Source organism: Arthrobacter rhizosphaerae (genome assembly GCF_023062595.1).
Lineage (GTDB): Bacteria > Actinomycetota > Actinomycetes > Actinomycetales > Micrococcaceae > Arthrobacter > Arthrobacter rhizosphaerae.
The window spans coordinates 80202-95778 of record NZ_JALLAN010000008.1 but is presented as its reverse complement, the minus strand read 5'-3'; the positions used below and the strand labels follow the sequence as shown (position 1 = coordinate 95778).

Annotated in this window: 15 protein-coding genes; 9 read left to right on the top strand and 6 right to left on the bottom strand. The window is 62.6% G+C overall.

The features are described from left to right. Positions 1 to 160: 160 nt before the first annotated feature. A complete protein-coding gene (locus MU551_RS12525; protein WP_247044940.1) occupies positions 161 to 679 on the bottom strand; it encodes a DinB family protein in 519 nt (172 codons plus the stop codon). A gap of 32 nt (positions 680 to 711) precedes the next feature. Further along, complete coding sequence (locus tag MU551_RS12520) at positions 712 to 3228, bottom strand: DNA gyrase/topoisomerase IV subunit A (RefSeq protein WP_247044932.1); 2517 nt, start codon at positions 3226 to 3228, stop codon at positions 712 to 714. 113 nt (positions 3229 to 3341) lie between these two features. Between MU551_RS12520 and MU551_RS12515 the strand changes: the two genes are divergently transcribed. The 4 genes from MU551_RS12515 (at position 3342) to MU551_RS12500 (ending at position 8821) form a co-directional block, all read left to right on the top strand. Then, entirely contained in the window at positions 3342 to 6035 is a 2694-nt protein-coding gene (locus tag MU551_RS12515; RefSeq protein ID WP_247044924.1) for a bifunctional acetate--CoA ligase family protein/GNAT family N-acetyltransferase, read from the top strand. A 66-nt stretch (positions 6036 to 6101) separates the two neighbouring features. Continuing rightward, a complete protein-coding gene (locus tag MU551_RS12510; RefSeq protein ID WP_247044919.1) occupies positions 6102 to 6854 on the top strand; it encodes a DUF5998 family protein in 753 nt (250 codons plus the stop codon). Between the two features lies 1 nt (position 6855). Further along, entirely contained in the window at positions 6856 to 8094 is a 1239-nt protein-coding gene (locus MU551_RS12505) for an alkaline phosphatase family protein (RefSeq protein ID WP_247044911.1), read from the top strand. Continuing rightward, positions 8087 to 8821, top strand: coding sequence for a thymidine kinase (locus tag MU551_RS12500; protein ID WP_247044909.1), 735 nt, complete (start codon positions 8087 to 8089; stop codon positions 8819 to 8821). Before MU551_RS12505 ends, MU551_RS12500 begins: the two co-directional genes overlap by 8 nt. 31 nt (positions 8822 to 8852) lie before the next feature. Here the strand turns inward: MU551_RS12500 and sepH are convergent, their stop codons facing one another. Beyond that, the gene (gene sepH, locus MU551_RS12495; protein ID WP_247044907.1) at positions 8853 to 10343 is read right to left on the bottom strand and encodes a septation protein SepH; all 1491 of its coding nucleotides are present in this window, start codon (positions 10341 to 10343) and stop codon (positions 8853 to 8855) included. A 290-nt stretch (positions 10344 to 10633) separates the two neighbouring features. Between sepH and MU551_RS12490 the strand changes: the two genes are divergently transcribed. Further along, positions 10634 to 10933 (top strand): DUF4193 domain-containing protein, encoded by a 300-nt coding sequence (locus MU551_RS12490; RefSeq protein WP_247044892.1) that lies wholly within the window; start codon positions 10634 to 10636, stop codon positions 10931 to 10933. Positions 10934 to 10942: 9 nt separating this feature from the next. Here the strand turns inward: MU551_RS12490 and MU551_RS12485 are convergent, their stop codons facing one another. Beyond that, positions 10943 to 11425: a DUF3093 domain-containing protein gene (locus MU551_RS12485; protein ID WP_247044890.1), complete on the bottom strand. Its 483-nt coding sequence runs from the start codon at positions 11423 to 11425 to the stop codon at positions 10943 to 10945. 105 nt (positions 11426 to 11530) lie between these two features. On the opposite strand from MU551_RS12485, the gene dut reads away from it, so the two are divergent. The 4 genes from dut to MU551_RS12465 all read left to right on the top strand — a co-directional run bounded on the left by dut (position 11531) and on the right by MU551_RS12465 (position 14057). Further along, positions 11531 to 12061 carry a dUTP diphosphatase gene (dut, locus tag MU551_RS12480; RefSeq protein ID WP_247044888.1) on the top strand — a complete coding sequence of 177 codons (531 nt, stop codon included), beginning with the start codon at positions 11531 to 11533 and terminating at the stop codon, positions 12059 to 12061. Positions 12062 to 12176: 115 nt separating this feature from the next. Further along, positions 12177 to 12890 carry a DUF3710 domain-containing protein gene (locus MU551_RS12475; protein WP_247044880.1) on the top strand — a complete coding sequence of 238 codons (714 nt, stop codon included), beginning with the start codon at positions 12177 to 12179 and terminating at the stop codon, positions 12888 to 12890. A 34-nt stretch (positions 12891 to 12924) separates the two neighbouring features. Next, entirely contained in the window at positions 12925 to 13236 is a 312-nt protein-coding gene (locus tag MU551_RS12470; RefSeq protein WP_247044879.1) for a hypothetical protein, read from the top strand. Continuing rightward, positions 13233 to 14057, top strand: coding sequence for a DUF3159 domain-containing protein (locus MU551_RS12465; RefSeq protein ID WP_247044877.1), 825 nt, complete (start codon positions 13233 to 13235; stop codon positions 14055 to 14057). Before MU551_RS12470 ends, MU551_RS12465 begins: the two co-directional genes overlap by 4 nt. Here MU551_RS12465 and MU551_RS12460 read toward each other — a convergent pair. Beyond that, positions 14024 to 14782, bottom strand: coding sequence for a potassium channel family protein (locus MU551_RS12460; RefSeq protein WP_247044875.1), 759 nt, complete (start codon positions 14780 to 14782; stop codon positions 14024 to 14026). The two genes, MU551_RS12465 and MU551_RS12460, sit on opposite strands and share 34 nt — an antisense overlap. Next, positions 14783 to 15454, bottom strand: a complete 672-nt coding sequence (locus MU551_RS12455; protein WP_247044872.1) for a potassium channel family protein — start codon at positions 15452 to 15454, stop codon at positions 14783 to 14785. Positions 15455 to 15577 lie beyond the last annotated feature (123 nt).

Below are 15577 nucleotides of genomic sequence, written 5' to 3'. Positions count from 1 at the left end.
CCGCGCGAATGGATGAACCCTCAATCGGACATTGAGAGGTGACATCGCTGAGCCGATCGTAGTGGCGTTGCCCCCGAGTCTAGGATTACCGGCCGGACCGGTCAACGATTCCGGAGGTCAATCCGAGGACTCACCCGTCCACGGCTCATCCATCCCCATCTCAGCCGTCCACATCGTGGAGATGATGCACCACGTCATGGAGGAAGTACTGCGCCAAGGTCAGCACAGTGAACTCCGAGCCGTTGCTGCGGATGCCGCGGCGGACCCATTGTTCCTGGCGCACCCCGGCAAAGGACTCAGCTACCTGCTGCCCCTCTGCTGTGAGCTCAGAGCTGACCACGGCAGGATCTGCATTGGCGTAGTCCTTCTCAATGGCCGTCCGGTCCTGGTCCCAGTTCTCGAAGCGGGCGTTGTCCTCCGTCAGCATCTGGTTGAGCCTGCGGTCGAAGAGGCTGAAAACATCCCTCACATGCGAGGCATACTCAAGCACAGACCAGGTGGCATCGTCAGGACGCTCAGCTACATCCGGGCGGCGCAAGGCTGCGCGCCACCGCGGGAGCATGTTGGTCACCGTCCCCGGAACGGTGGAAGGAGTCACCGTCGAAGCATCGAAACCGCACTCGGGGCAGGGCCGGGACAGCACCCAGGTCCAGTCTTTTTCATCGGGGATGATAGGCATGCCAGTAGTCTAGGGCCCGGACGGTGATGGACTCAGGAAGCAGCCTCGGCGGTGTCGGACCACGTCATGCTTGGGCCGATCGCGTCGATGGCTTGAGACAGGGGAATCCCTGAACCGTCCCTTCGACCGTGCTCCTGGGGAAGCGACCGTGCCACACCAGCCAGCGACGAGGCCCTGGCGGGACCGTGTCCGGCCCATCCAAGCAGCAGCACGTCTTCCCCTTTGAGGAACCGGTGCGCACGGACACCTGCTGTGGCACGCCCCTTCAGGGGATATTCGGCCAGCGCTGTAACTTTCGCGGTTCCGGGAGCGGTGCCGGGCAGGGCACCGTTGGTGCCCGCAATGGTGACGACGACGGCGTCGTCGTCATCCGGGCGAACGGTGCCGAAGTGCACTACTTCATCGCCGTCGGCCAGTTTGATTCCTGCCATGCCGCCCGCTGTCCTGCCCTGCGGACGGACAGCGCCTGCACTGAACCGGAGCAGCTGTGCCTGGCGCGTCACAAAGACGAGGTGATCGTCGTCGGCAGCGGATTCCACGCCAACCACGGTGTCCTTGTCCTTGAGCGTGATCACTTCCCAGTCCTCGCGGTTCAGGGGGTAATCGGGCTGGACGCGTTTGACCACTCCAAGCGCTGTTCCGATGGCGAGCACTTCGTCCAGGGGCGCGAATGCCACCAGAGCCTCGCCTTTGAGCAAGGTGATGAAGTCTTTCGCCGGCACCCCGCCAGCCAGGTTGGGAAGGCCTGAGGTCGGAGGCAGCACCGGCATATCCATTACCTGGACACGCAACATCCTGCCCAACGAGGTCACTGCAGCGACCTCACCCCGGGCAGAGGTTTTCACGACGGAACGGAAGACGTCATGCTTGGTCCGTGGTCCTGTCTCTGAAAGATCGTCCCGGTTGGACGTCCTGGCGATCTGGCCCGAGGCGGTCAGGATTGCCCAGCACGGGTCGTCCGCGATTTCCAGAGCCAGCGGAACTGCCTTGCCTTTGGCTCCCGGACCGGCGGCAAGGGCTGCAGCAACGGTAGGGGAGACGGCCTCTGATTCCAGCAGCACCGTCCGCCGGGGGGTACCGTACTTCTCCGCGATCTCCGCCAGTTCGCTGGATACGAGGTCGCGGAGCCGCTCGTCCGAAGCCAGGATAGCCTCGAGCTCCTCAATCTCACGGCGGAGCTGATCCTGCTCTTTTTCAAGCTCGATGCGGGAGTATTTAGTGAGTTGCCGGAGCCTGAGTTCCAGAATGTAATTCGCCTGGATTTCGGAGAGGTCATAAATCGACATGAGTCGCTCACGGGCCGCCGACGCTTCATCTGACGAGCGGATGATCTGGATGACTTCATCGATGTCGACGATGGCAATCAGGAGGCCTTCGACCAGATGCAGCCGGTCCTTCTTCTTCCCGAGCCTGAACGCGGTGCGCCGCCTGACCACGCTGATGCGGTGACCAACGTACACCGATAGGAGCTGCAGGAGTCCAAGCGTTTGCGGCTGACCGTCCACCAGGGTCACATTGTTGATGCCGAAGGAGTCTTCCATCGGTGAGTATCGGTAGAGCTGCTGCAGTACGGCGTTGGGGTTGAAGCCGTTCTTGAGCTCGATGACCAGCCGCAGTCCGTGCTTCCGGTCGGTCAGGTCCACAACGTCGCTGATGCCCGTCAGCTTTTTGCCGTTGACCGCGTCCTTGATCTTTTCTATCACTTTTTCGGGACCCACCATGTAAGGCAGTTCCGTGACCACCAGGCCCGTGCGGCGGGCTGAAAGCTGCTCGACCTCCACTTTGGCCCGCGTCTTGAAGGAGCCGCGGCCAGTGGCATAAGCGTCGCGGATCCCGTCCAACCCAACAATCCGTCCGCCCGTAGGGAGATCGGGTCCGGGCACGAATTTCATGATGTCGGCGAGAGTGGCATCAGGGTTGGCAATCAGGTGACGGGCCGCGGCAATGATTTCCACGAGGTTGTGCGGAGCCATATTCGTGGCCATGCCGACGGCGATGCCCGTGGCGCCATTGACCAGGAGATTCGGGAACGCGGCGGGCAGGACCTCCGGCTGGGTCAGCTGGTTGTCGTAGTTGGGAATGAAGTTGACGACGTCTTCGTCGAGATGGTCTGTCAGCGTCAAAGCCGCGGCCGCGAGGCGGGCCTCGGTGTACCGCGGAGCCGCGGGGCCGTCGTCGAGCGATCCGAAGTTGCCATGGCCGTCGATCAGCGGCAGCCGCAGTGAAAAGTCCTGAGCCATACGGACCATGGCGTCATAAATGGCTGTATCCCCGTGCGGATGGAGCTTGCCCATCACTTCACCGACGACGCGCGCGCTCTTCACATGGCCACGGTCAGGACGGAGGCCCATCTCGCTCATCATGAACAGAATCCGCCGCTGGACCGGCTTCAGGCCGTCCCTGGCATCAGGAAGGGCGCGTGAATAGATCACCGAGTAGGCGTACTCAAGGAATGAGCCTTCCATTTCGGAAGTGACGTCAATGTCAACAATGTTCTCGGTGTAGTCCTGCACTAATGCGGCTGCGGCGGGAGTTTGGCGGCGTGCCATGGGGCTGGAGGTTCCTCTGTATCTTGCGGGTTAGTACCTGTATGAAGCTGCGGATAAAACTGCGTATCAAGCCGTGGCGGTGCGCCGCGGGAGTTTTTGGCTAGGCTAAGCCTATGGTGGATCAGCCCGGGGACGGCGAATATCCGGAATATTGGGAAGCCGATGTCGTCCTCAGGGATGGTGGGACAGCTCATCTGCGCCCTATTCATCCCTCTGACGCGGACGCCGTGCAGACCTTCCATACCGGGCAATCGCAGAATTCAATCTACATGCGTTTCTTCGCGTTCAAATCCCGCTTGAGCGCCAAGGAGCTCAAACGCTTCACAGAAGTCGACTACCAGGACCGGGTTGCGCTGGTCATCACGATCGGCGGCGAAATCATAGGTATCGGCCGGTACGACCGGCTGGATGATCCGGTTGAAGCCGAAGTCGCCTTCAATATCGCCGACGCCCACCAGGGGCGGGGGATCGGGTCGATCCTGCTCGAGCACCTTGCAGCGGCCGCAAGGGAAAAGGGAATCCGCAGGTTCAGTGCAGAGGTCCTGCCGGAGAACCAGAAAATGCTGATGGTCTTCTCCGACGCCGGCTATGACGTCAGGCGTCATTTCGATGACGGCGTGGTCAGCCTCGAATTCAACATCGACCCCACGGACAAATCCCGGGCAGTCATGGAATCCCGCGAGCACCGAGCCGAGGCAAGAAGTATCCAGGAACTGCTGGCGCCGTCATCCGTCGCAGTCATCGGCGCAAGCCGTAAATGGGGCTCTATCGGCTATCAGCTCCTGGAACACATCATCGAAGGCGGGTTTACCGGGCCTGTTTATGCCATCAATCCTGAGGCACTTGAGCTGGCCGGCATGCTCTCCTTTGGCAGGCTGTCCGAGGTTCCCGACGCCGTGCGGCTGGCCATTGTGGCCGTCCCACAGGACGAGGTCACAAAGGTCGTCGACGAATGCGCCGCTGCCGGGGTCAAGGGGCTTGTGGTGGCGACCGCCGGTTACGCAGAAGCGGGCGAAGCGGGGCTCGCCCGGCAACGCGAACTGGTCCGGCAGGCGAGGGCCAACGGCATGAGGGTCATCGGGCCGGCCTCCCTGGGCATCGTGAACACCAACCCGGCTGTCTCCCTCAACGCATCGATGGCGCCAAGCCTGCCCCTCCGGGGAGGGCTTGGACTCTTCAGCCAGTCTGCGGCTATCGGAGTCTCGCTCTACGCCGCGTCCAGCCGCCGGCGGCTGGGAATCTCCACCTTCCTGTCCGCAGGCAATCGGGCGGATGTATCCGGTAACGACATGATGCAATTCTGGGAGGACGACGCCGACACCGCCGCCGTGGGCCTCTATCTGGAGTCGATCGGTAACCCGCGCAAGTTTTCGCGTCTCGCCCGGCGCCTGGCGCTCACCAAGCCGGTCATCGTGGCCAAGTCCGGTTCCATGGGCCTTCAATTGCCACCCGGCCACGCGGTCCGGACCACTCAGGCACCCGCCGGCGCGCTGGACGCGATGATGCGTCAGGCCGGAGTGATTCCGGTGGAAACCATTGAACAGCTGATGGATGTTGCCCAGGTTGTTTCCCGCCAGCCGCTCCCGGCAGGACCGGGCATCGCAGTGGTCAGCAACTCCCAGGCCTTGGGGAAGGTAGTAGCGGACAGCGCCACGGCCCACGGGCTAGCCGTGGAGCAGACCGTAACGGACGTGGATCTGGACGCAGGGATGTCTGTTGCCCTTCCGGCCCTGCGTCGGGCGCTCGCCGAAGCGCTCAATGCAGAATCCGTTCATTCGGTGCTGGTGGCGTTGCTGCCTGCACGTGGGCTGACGGTGGAGAACATTGCGGGGGTGCTGGCCGAGTGCTCCACCGCGGCCGGCAAGCCTGTCGTCGCCGCGTTTACGGGCATTCTGGATCCTTCAATTTATGTGGAAGGGATGGTGGCAGCCGAACCGCCGGCCAGCCTTCCCTTGCCGTGCTTTTCCAACCCCGAGGCGGGAGTGGCCGCGTTGGCTGCCGTTGTCCGCTACGTGCAGTGGGTGAACCGCGACCAGGGGCTTTTTGTGGAGCCGGCGGGCTGTGATCCCGAGGCTGCCCGTACCATGCTGGACGGGTTGCTCCACGGCGTCAGTGGCGAGCAGCTCGTCCGGTTGGACCAATCCACGGCGGCGCAGCTACTGGGGCATTACGGCATCCGGTTAGTGCCGTCAGAAGGATTTTCCACCGTGGATGAGGCAATGGAAGCGGCCGGAAGGCTGGGCTGGCCAGTTGCACTGAAAACAACGGACTCCACGCTTCGGCACAGGCTGGATCTTGGCGGCGTCCGGCTGGATATCCAGGACGCAGACTCGCTCCACCGGAATATACGGGAGATGCAGCATGTACTGGAGCCGTACGGTTCCACAACCCTGGAGGTGCAATCGATGGCGCCGGTGGGGCAGGCGTGCACGTTCCGTGCCATCGAGGATGCATTGCTGGGACCCGTCGTTTCCTTTGGCCTCGCGGGCGACGCCGTCAACCTCCTGGATGATTGGGCCCACCGGGTGCCTCCGCTCTCGGCGTCGGACGTTCACGAATTCATTCGTGCCCCGCGGGCGGCCCGGAAACTTTTCGGATACCAGGGACTTCCCGCCGTCGACGTGGCGGCATTGGAAGACCTGGCGGTTCGCCTGACGATGCTTAAGGACAATCATCCCGAAGTTGCCCTCGTGGAGTTCAATCCGGTCCTCGCGGGCGCCTCAGGGCTTTCCATCCTGGCTGCAGACGTACGGATTGCCAACGCCTCCAAGCGCACGGATACGGCCCGCAGGATCATGCTGGGATAGGTGCCGCAGCGCACTCCCGCACCCCCGCAGTTAGCAACTCCCCAGCCGATCTGTGAAAATGGGGTCATGAGCTCCCAGCCTCCCACCTCGAAGCCGCAAACGCCCGTGACCGGGAACCAGCAAGGCCAGCAGGTCCCGCATTCCCACAGCTCACACAACCACAGCGTCCAAGGACAGAGCCTGGAGGGAGCGCTTCAGCAAGCCGGGTTTTATCCTCGGCTCGTGGCAGACGTCGTTGATGACGCCCTCGACGGGCGGGACTGCGTGGCCCACCTTGTCCATCTCGAAACGCACTTCGACCGGGCCGAAGTACGCCGGCACATTACAGTTCTGGTCCTGACTGACGACATGCTGGTCATCACCCACGTGGATGATCAGCAGCTCGACGAAGCCGGCGAGCAGATCGTTGCCCAAATTTCCACGGAGTCCGTTCCCGTCGCGCAGATCCGCTCCGTGGTGCTCAGTTATATGTACGCCCAGCCGCAAAACTATAAGTCATCGGATCCTGTGCGGGAGGTAACTCTCTCAATTGCCTGGTCAGGGGGCCAGCGGCTCGACGTCGGGCCAGCCAGCTGCGGCGATCCGCAGTGCGAGGCAGACCACGGCTACAGCGGAACCATCGCCCAGGAGGACATTGTCCTTCGGATCAGCGCCGAAGCTGACGGGCTCCAGGCCGTCCAGGACGCAAAGCTGTTCGCCCGTGCCCTGCGTGCCGTGAACACCGGATCTTCCACTCCCACGGCCCATGCCGGCTCGGCACATCCGCGACCAAGGATGGGTGTCTTCGGCAACCGCCTGAGCCGCGGGCACCAGCGTTAAGATGGCGCCTGCGCAAAGTCCTGGTCCAATCCCCGCCACAGCACCCCCGGTTACGTCCGGCGCTCTCTCCCTTCCATCCCCACCGGCTTTCGGAAGCCGCTCTGTGGCCGAAGTCTTTCCGAGTGCAGCGGCAAGCCTGGGCGTTGAGGGCTTTGACAACCGTCTTAGCATCCCGCAGGGACAGCGGATCTGCGTCATTGTTGCTGACGGACTGGGACGCGGCCTGCTGAAGCAAAAACTTGCCCACACACCGTTCCTGCGCAGCCTCGTCCTGGCTGGACAGGGCTCCGTTCCCGTTGTGCTGGATGCAGCGTTCCCCTCCACCACCGCTGCTTCCCTTGCCAGCCTTGGGACAGGGCTTGAGCCGGGTCAGCACGGCATGGTGGGCTATGACATCCTGGATCCTGACCAGGACAAAGTGGTCAACATGCTCGGGAACTGGGACTCCGGGGTTGATCCGCAGACGTGGCAGCCTTTCCCGACAGTGCTGGAGCGGGTGGCTGAGCACCTGGAGGTGATCACCGTCAGCCTTCCCCAGTTCACCAGCTCGCCCATGACCCAGGCTGCCCTGCGCGGTGGCCGCCACGTTTCAGGAATCACCGCGCATGCAAGGACAGAGGCCGCCGCGGAAGCGATGGAAAGTACGGACCGCGCCCTCATGTACTTCTATGTCAACGAACTCGACAAGGCAGGGCACAGGCACGGCTGCCAGTCTGCGCAGTGGGAACATCAGCTGGAAGAACTGGATGCCACTGTCCGCAGGCTCAGCTCCACGCTTCCGGCGGGCACCACCATGCTCCTCACTGCAGATCACGGGATGCTGGATGTTCCCGAGTCCCAACGGCTCGACTATTCCGCAGATCCCGCCCTTATTGCGGGGGTGCGGCATACAGCCGGTGAGCCCCGGATGCTCCATCTTTACCTCGAGCCGGATCTCGGGCAGCTGGGGCAGGACCGGTTGCTCGCGGCCTGGCGCTCCAGGTTTGGAGAACGCATCTGGGCTTTCACCCGCGACGAAGCCATCGCCTCGGGACTCTTCGGCAGGGTACGCGAACAGGTCGTTCCCAGGATCGGTGACGTTATGATCGCCGCCAGGGACGCCCTGGCGCTCTACGACACCCGCAGGGTACGGCCCACGGCCCTGGAGGTAGTGGGCCAGCACGGCTCGCTGACTAAGGCCGAACGTGAAGTTCCTCTGCTGTGCTTCCAGGCTGAAGGCAGAAAGGGCAGGCGTGGCTGAACTCGTCTTTTTCTCGGGAACCATGGACTGTGGTAAATCGACGCTCGCCTTGCAGATGGACTACAACCACCGTGCGCGTGGCCGGGACGGGGTCAGATTCAGCCGCAATGACCGTGCTGGCGTCTCCCGTATATCGAGCCGTTTGGGACTTGAAACAGACGCTGTGGAGGTTCTTGATTCCACAGATTTCTGGGACGAGGTGGTGCGGCGACGCACTAAAGGCGGCCGCGTTGACTACCTGATCTGTGACGAGGCCCAGTTCTATTCGCCCTTGCAGGTGGAACAGCTGGCCCGTGTTGTGGATGAGATGGAGCTCGACGTTTTCGCGTTCGGGATCACCGCTGATTTTCGTACGCGGCTGTTTCCCGGCTCCCAGCGTCTCATTGAGCTTGCCGACCGGGTCCAGGTCCTCCAGGTAGAGGCACTGTGCTGGTGCGGGCGGCGGGCCACCCAGAATGCCCGCACTGTTGACGGCGTGATGGTCGTTGAAGGCGAGCAGGTAGTGGTGGGCGACGTCGATCGGGGCACAGGCGGCGGCGCAACCGCAAGTACAGACTCACACCTGCTCCCGGTGGTGGGGTACGAAACACTTTGCCGCAGGCACTATATGCGCCGGGTTACTGCCCACGGGGCCAATGTCCTGGCCCAACATGACCAGCTTCTGCCGTTTGATACTGACGCCTGCGTCTGGAATGCAGCAGGCCCGCCGCCTGCCAAAGAATCTTAGGAACAGAGCGCCTTTAACTGGCGGGATCCGCTCAATCGCCGCGGGTTCCGAACACAATCTCATCCCAGCTCGGGACACTTGACCGTTTGGGTTTTGATGGTTGCCGCTCGGGCTGGTCCCCGTCCCGCTCACGGATTCCCTCGCGTTCCCGGTTTCCGTCGCGATCCCGTGCGCTGCCGGAATCGCTGGCGGAGCGGCGGCCTCCGCGTCCGCCCAGCAGCTCGTCGAGGCCGACACTTTGTGTGCCGCCGACACCTCTTGTCCCTTGGGCCGGAGACGGATCACGTGATCCATCTCCGCCGGATTCAATTCCGGGGCGTGACGGGGCATCACTCAAACCCGGACCGCCACTCTTAGTTGCGCTGCCGGCGTTTCCTGCACTGCCGGCCCCGCCCGTGCTGCCCGGGTTTCCGGGACTGCCGGGACGGCGGGGCGCAGGAATGATAGTGATCTCACGTGTGTCCGTGCTGACGCCGTTCTGCAGTTTCAACGAATCTTCATCATCGCCCTGGGGTCGGGGGGCGAGGCTGAGGCGCGACAGCATGGACACCCTGCCATCGCGTTTACGGTCGTGGAGATCTGAACGTGCTGCCGGCGCGGCTGCATCCTCATCGACGTCGGGCCCTGCGGCCTCGGGTTCGGCATCCGGTTCAGCCACCACTTCCGAAGGCCTCGGGTGCGCGGCCGGAACCCCGTTGGTCAGCAGGAGCGCCAAGGCGTCGTCGCTGTCTTCGTCAACGCCGAGTCGTTGTCCCCGACGGGAACGCAACATGTCGAGCAGCCCGTCGGAATCCTTCCCGTGCTTTCCCGAAGCATTCCGGGCCGCACCGGCATCGGTTTCAAAATCGAAGGGCCGGTCTGAGACGGCGGTGAGCCTGCGGGTAGGAAGCGGTCCGTCCAGCGGCTCCAGTTCGCTCAGTTGCTGCGCCCAGCGGTTCGCATTCTGCAGGGACTTCCTGCTTGGACTGAATGTCCACATCGCGGGGGGCTCCTCGCCGATGTTCGACGGACCGCCCGTTCTTGCCTCGAACCTGGCGACAACCGTCCATGTTCCGTCCGGCCTGCGCCAGGAATCCCATTCGACAGTGGAAGGCTCAACTCCATAGGCGGTCAAGCGGTGGGCGACCATTTCGCCGAGGGAAGCCGGGTTGTCCCCGAAGGCTGAGCGATAGATGTCGTGACCGGGAGCTGGAGCTGCAACTTCGATCTTGCGGGCCTGCTGGGCGACGTATTCGCGTTCAGCAAGCACCGGGCCCTCATACCGTTGCACTTTTGCAAGGGGTATTCCGGACAAGTCAGCAACTTCGGCGGCTGTTGAACCGCTCCTGATTTTGGCCTGGATGTCGCGTGGAGACATGGCAATGGGCGCAGTCGCTGCGCGCGCTGCTGCATTCGCGGAATTGCGGCTGGCCGCGACACGGAGTGCTTCATCGATCGGCAGCCGGAACATCTCGCCGCCGGTGCCGCTCAACAGGAGATGCTCTCCGTCGTCGTGGACGCCTACAAGCCGTAGATCCTGCATACAAATCCTCCACCCTGGCATTACTAACAATCGAAACTCTGCCACTCGGCAGCACCAATTGCTGTTAGGACGGAGGGCGCGCCGCGATATTCCGCGACTTTCCGCCCCTGGCCGGCGTCGGGAAAAAAGGAGCGGCGGGGGCTCTGGCTTTCCGTTTCCTCTTAGGGAAAAATAGCGCGGAAATCGGGCACAAAATCCGATGGCGCAGCGTTTACATCGGTGAACCGGCCACAGGTTCCCCTGCGGCCGGGGATCCAACCGAACCATTGCGGAGTGTGAGCAAACAAATCATGGCGACAGACTACGATGCGCCACGGAAGACGGAAGAAGACCTCAGCGAAGATTCCCTTGAAGAACTGAAGTCACGGCGTACGGACAAGCCAACCGCCGTGGTGGACGAGGACGAATCTGATATTGCCGAGGGCTATGAACTCCCCGGTGCGGACCTTTCCGGGGAAGAGCTCCTGGTTCGTGTCCTGCCTCCTCAGGCAGACGAGTTCACCTGTGCGTCCTGTTTCCTCGTCCGGCACCGATCCCAGGTGGCCCGGGAGAAGGACGGAATGAAATTCTGTATGGAATGCGAAGGCTAGGCCAGCAAGTTATTCGCGAAGTGCTGCAAGCAGTTCTTCGGGATGCCTGGTGGATGCAAGCCAGTAAGGGGTCCGGTCCGAGGGATCGGTGATTTCGACCCGCACCACCGGGTCCACCCAGCCCCGGATGCAGAGGTAGGCGAGGCCGTTCAGACGTACGCCGCGTTCCGCCGTTGCCTCTTTGCCACGGAAGGCTGTTGCGTCCCCAACGAACCGTCGTTCAATTGTTGCCCGGCCCACCTGAAGGGTTTCAGGGGTGACTGTAATGGTCGGCGTCGACGTCATCAGCAGAACCGCCATGATCACGAACAGCACGGCGGCCGCCGTGAATCCGGCAGCCAGGCTGATAGGAGCAAACACGAGGATGCCGGCACCCGCCAGTCCCACCGCAATCAGCCAGATCCAGAAAGTGGGCCAAAGCTTTTCGCGGAAAAGTACAGTGGCGCTGGGAGTGCTGTTGGGGGCAGGCGAACCTGCATTGGATTCCGGCATGTGCCAAGCTTTCCACTTTTCGCAGGCTAATTCATCTTTGCCCGTCCTTCGTGCCCAGGGAGGCGGCTAGGCCGATTTCCGGGGTGGGCGATAGAGTGAGTGACTGTGACTGATGAACTAGCAGCGGTGCGGACAGTGCCCGAAGATGCGCCGGTGGCCTCTTCCTCTTCCACCGGTAAGAGGACTTTGACGGTGCAGCTGAAAATGCTCGACGACGGACTGGAAGCTCCGTCGTACGCCCACCCCGGAGACGCTGGCGCCGATCTCCGCTCGCGTGAGGACGTGGTGCTGGCCCCGGGTGAGCGCCGCCTCGTTCCTACCGGAGTGTCCATTGCCCTGCCTGAGGGTTACGTCGCCCTCATTCATCCCCGCTCGGGTCTCGCCACAAAGCACGGCCTGACCATTGTCAATGCCCCCGGAACCGTCGACGCCGGTTACCGGGGCGAAATCTCCGTGACGCTTCTGAATACCGATCGCGAACACGCCATTGAACTGAGTCGCGGCGATAGAATTGCACAGATGGTCATCCAGCGCGTGGAGTATGCGGACTTCGTTGCTGTGGGGGAACTCAGTGATTCTGTCCGCGGCAGCGGCGGGTTCGGCTCAACCGGTGGATTCGGTCAATCCCCGGTCTAATCCCCACCCGGCAGCAGGTTTCAAAGAAGCCGGGCGTCGGCACCGTAACCGGCTCTTAGGGGCACGGACAGGCGTCCTCCCCATGTGGGACAAGAACAACTAAGGAGACAACCCCATGGTTTTTGGGCGTGGCAGGAAAGCCAAGAAGGAACAGGCGGCAGAGTCCGCAGAGTGGCCGGAAACCGACGACGGATCGTCCGAGGGCGACGAGGAGTCAACCGTCCGACGCGCCAGCGGCCCTTTCGATGCCTCCGAGATTGAGAACCGGGACGGCTACGTTGACCTCGGGGCCCTCCTCATTGCCCCAACGGAAGGGCTTCAGCTTCGGCTGGAGGTGGAAGAGGCCACGCAGCGGGTAGTTGCCGTCACCATGGACCTTCAAGGGTCAAGCCTGCAGCTCCAGGCATTCGCGGCTCCGCGGTCCGAAGGACTGTGGGATGAGATCCGCGAACAGATCGGCCAGTCCGTCAGCGGGCAGGGCGGTCAGGTGGAGGAGGTGCAGGGCGGCTTCGGGACGGAGCTTGTTGCCAAACTTCCTGCCGGTCAGGCCGACGGCAGCCGTGGATACCGGGTGGCGCGGTTCATCGGTGTGGATGGTCCCCGCTGGTTCCTGCGGGGAGTTCTGGGCGGGGAGGCCGCCGTCGACCGTGAAGCCGCAGCGCCCCTTGAAGGGCTTTTCCGGCAGATCGTCGTCGTTCGCGGTGACAACCCGATGCCGCCGCGGGATCTCCTGCAATTGCGCCTGCCCAAGGATGCCACCACCACGCCACAAGGCGCCCCTGAATTCCAGAAGCCTGAACGCGGACCCGAGATTACGCAGATTGGTTGATCGCGTGCAGGCACCGGAAGGGCCCGTTCTGTCAGTGAGTGAACTGCCGGAGAGGGGAAGAGTCGTGTGCCACGGCTTCATCGAATCGGTGACCTTTGTTCCCGCTTCCGATGTCGCCTCCTTTACTGCAGTGGTCCGGGACCGCCATACCACTGCAAGCAAGGTCAAGGGGGGTACTTCTGCAGTTCCCGCCAGGTTGCGCGTCACTTGGCTCGGCCGACGCCGGGTCCCCGGCATTGCTGCCGGCGTAGAACTGCAGCTTCAGGGGATGCTGACCCTCCGGGACGGTCTTCCCACCATGTTCAACCCCCGCTATGAAATACTTTCCCGCCAGGAGCACGAATGACCGAGTCCGAAACGCCCAGTCCGGCGCCAAAGCCGCAACAGGAGCCGTCTCAGGATCCGACTGTGCTCACGCCGGTTTCAGGCGACCCTGCACGCGATCCGGAAGGCCCCTCACCAAAACCAACAGTGGCGGCCCTTGCAGAGGGCTATGCCGCAAAGGCCGGACTCCACCGTCACAGCGACGGGCGCATCAACGTCCTCAAAACGGCTGGTGGGGCCCAGGGGATTGCCGAAAGCATCCTTCCCGGCCTCGTTTTCCTTGTGACTTTTACCGTCACTGCCAATCTGACGGTTTCCCTCGTAGCTGCCCTGTCAGCAGCTGCCCTCTTCACCGTTGCCAGGCTGATCCAGAGGCGGCCTTTGACCCAGGCCTTCGCGGGGATTGTGGGCGTTGCCATTTCAGCGTGGCTGGCCAACACCACGGGGAAGGCTGAGGACTTCTACGTCCCGGGCTTCTTCACAAACGCCGCCTACATCGTTGCCATGATCATTTCCATTGCTGTTAAGTGGCCGGTGGCCGGACTGCTCTTTGGATTCATCCGCAACGAAGGGCTTGATTGGCGCAAGGACCCGGTACGCGTCCGGGCTTACTCCCTGGGCACCTGGGTGATTGTCGCCGTCCTCGCGCTTCGCCTCCTGGTTCAGGTTCCGCTGTATTTCATGGGCGACGAGGGCCTCGCGGCACTGGCCACGATGCGCCTTATTATGGGCGCGCCCCTCTACATCCTCGGCATCTGGGTGGCGTGGCTGATTACAAAGCCCGTCCCCTTGCCTGAGGCGGAGAGCGCTCAGCCGTCGAAGCCGTCGTCCTCGGGAGCCTGACCAACCTCGGCAGCCCGATCAGCGCCAGCGGAAAACTCTGCTGGACCTTCCTCCTGGTCCTGGGCTGACTCCGGAGACAACAAGGCACGCAGTTCATCCTCGGCAGCGATGGTGGTGACGAAGAACAGTTCGTCGCCGCCATCAATGACGTCATCACGGGTGGGCGTGATGGGTGCCTGGTCACGCAAGATAGCTACCAGTGTTGAGTCTTCAGGCCAATCAATGTCGCCAACGGTCAGCCCGATGGCATACGAGTCGTGCGGCACGGTGAATTCGACGAGGGACGACACACCTGTCTGCAGGGTGAGGAGCCGGACAAGGTCCCCGATCTCCACCGCTTCCTCCACCAGCGCGGTCATGAGTTGCGGGGTGTTCACTGCAACGTCGACTCCCCAGGAATCATTGAACATCCAGTCGTTTTTGGGGTTGTTGACCCTGCCAACAGTGCGCCCGACACCAAATTCAGTTTTTGCCAGCAGTGATACCACCAGGTTGACCTTGTCATCTCCGGTGGCCGAGACCACGACGTCGGCATCTTCCAGCCTTGCATCCTGAAGAGTGCTCAGCTCGCAGGCATCGCCAACAAGCCAGTGCGCTCCCCGTAACCCGCTTCGGCCGATCACTTCCGGCTTCAGGTCAAGAAGCAGGATTTCGTGCTTGTGGGCCAGGAGCTCGCGGGCGATCGAGGAACCAACGCTTCCCGCTCCGACAATAACGACTTTCACTCAGGACTCCTTCAGAGGTGCTTTGGCAAGGAGATGCGCCACTTCGGCACTGCGCTCCACCCGGAGCATGGCGTGGACAGTGTCACCGTCCTGGTAGGACATCGCGGGCGTGGGGAGAACGCCCTCGCCGAACCTGGTCAGATACGCAATCCTGATGTCGGCTGCCCTTTCGATCTGGGTCAGGGAGTGTCCGACCCATGCAGGGTCCAGTTCGATCTCTGCCAGTACGAGCCTGCCGGAGGGCTCGCGGAAATCTCCTGCCAGGTGCTGTTCAGGGAGTATGCGCCGCAAGACCTGGTCCGCGCTCCAGCGGACTGCTGCAACAGTGGGGATTCCAAGCCGCTGGTAGATTTCGGCCCGCCCGGGATCGTAGATCCTGGCAACAACATGGGGAACATGGAACGTTTCCCTGGCTACCCGGGTGGCAAGGATGTTGGAGTTGTCACCGCTGGAAACGGCCGCAAACGCGTAGGCATCAGCGACGCCAGCCTGCTTGAGGGTCTCCCGGTCGAACCCTACTCCGGTGACTTTCCGTCCGGAAAAGCCACTGCGAAGGCGGCGGAAGGCGCGGTCGTCCTGGTCAATGATGGCCACTGAATGGCCGGCATCTTCCAGCGTGTGCGCGAGCGTCGCCCCTACACGTCCGCAACCCATAATGACGAAGTGGGCCACCGGTTCCTCCTCAATGCTGATCCTGCTGCCGGTACGACTCTACCGGCAGCGGGGGCAGTGCCGGTCAGCAGGGGCGGGGCGGGGAGCCGGGTCATATCCGTCGTTGGGTGTTGGCCGTCATGA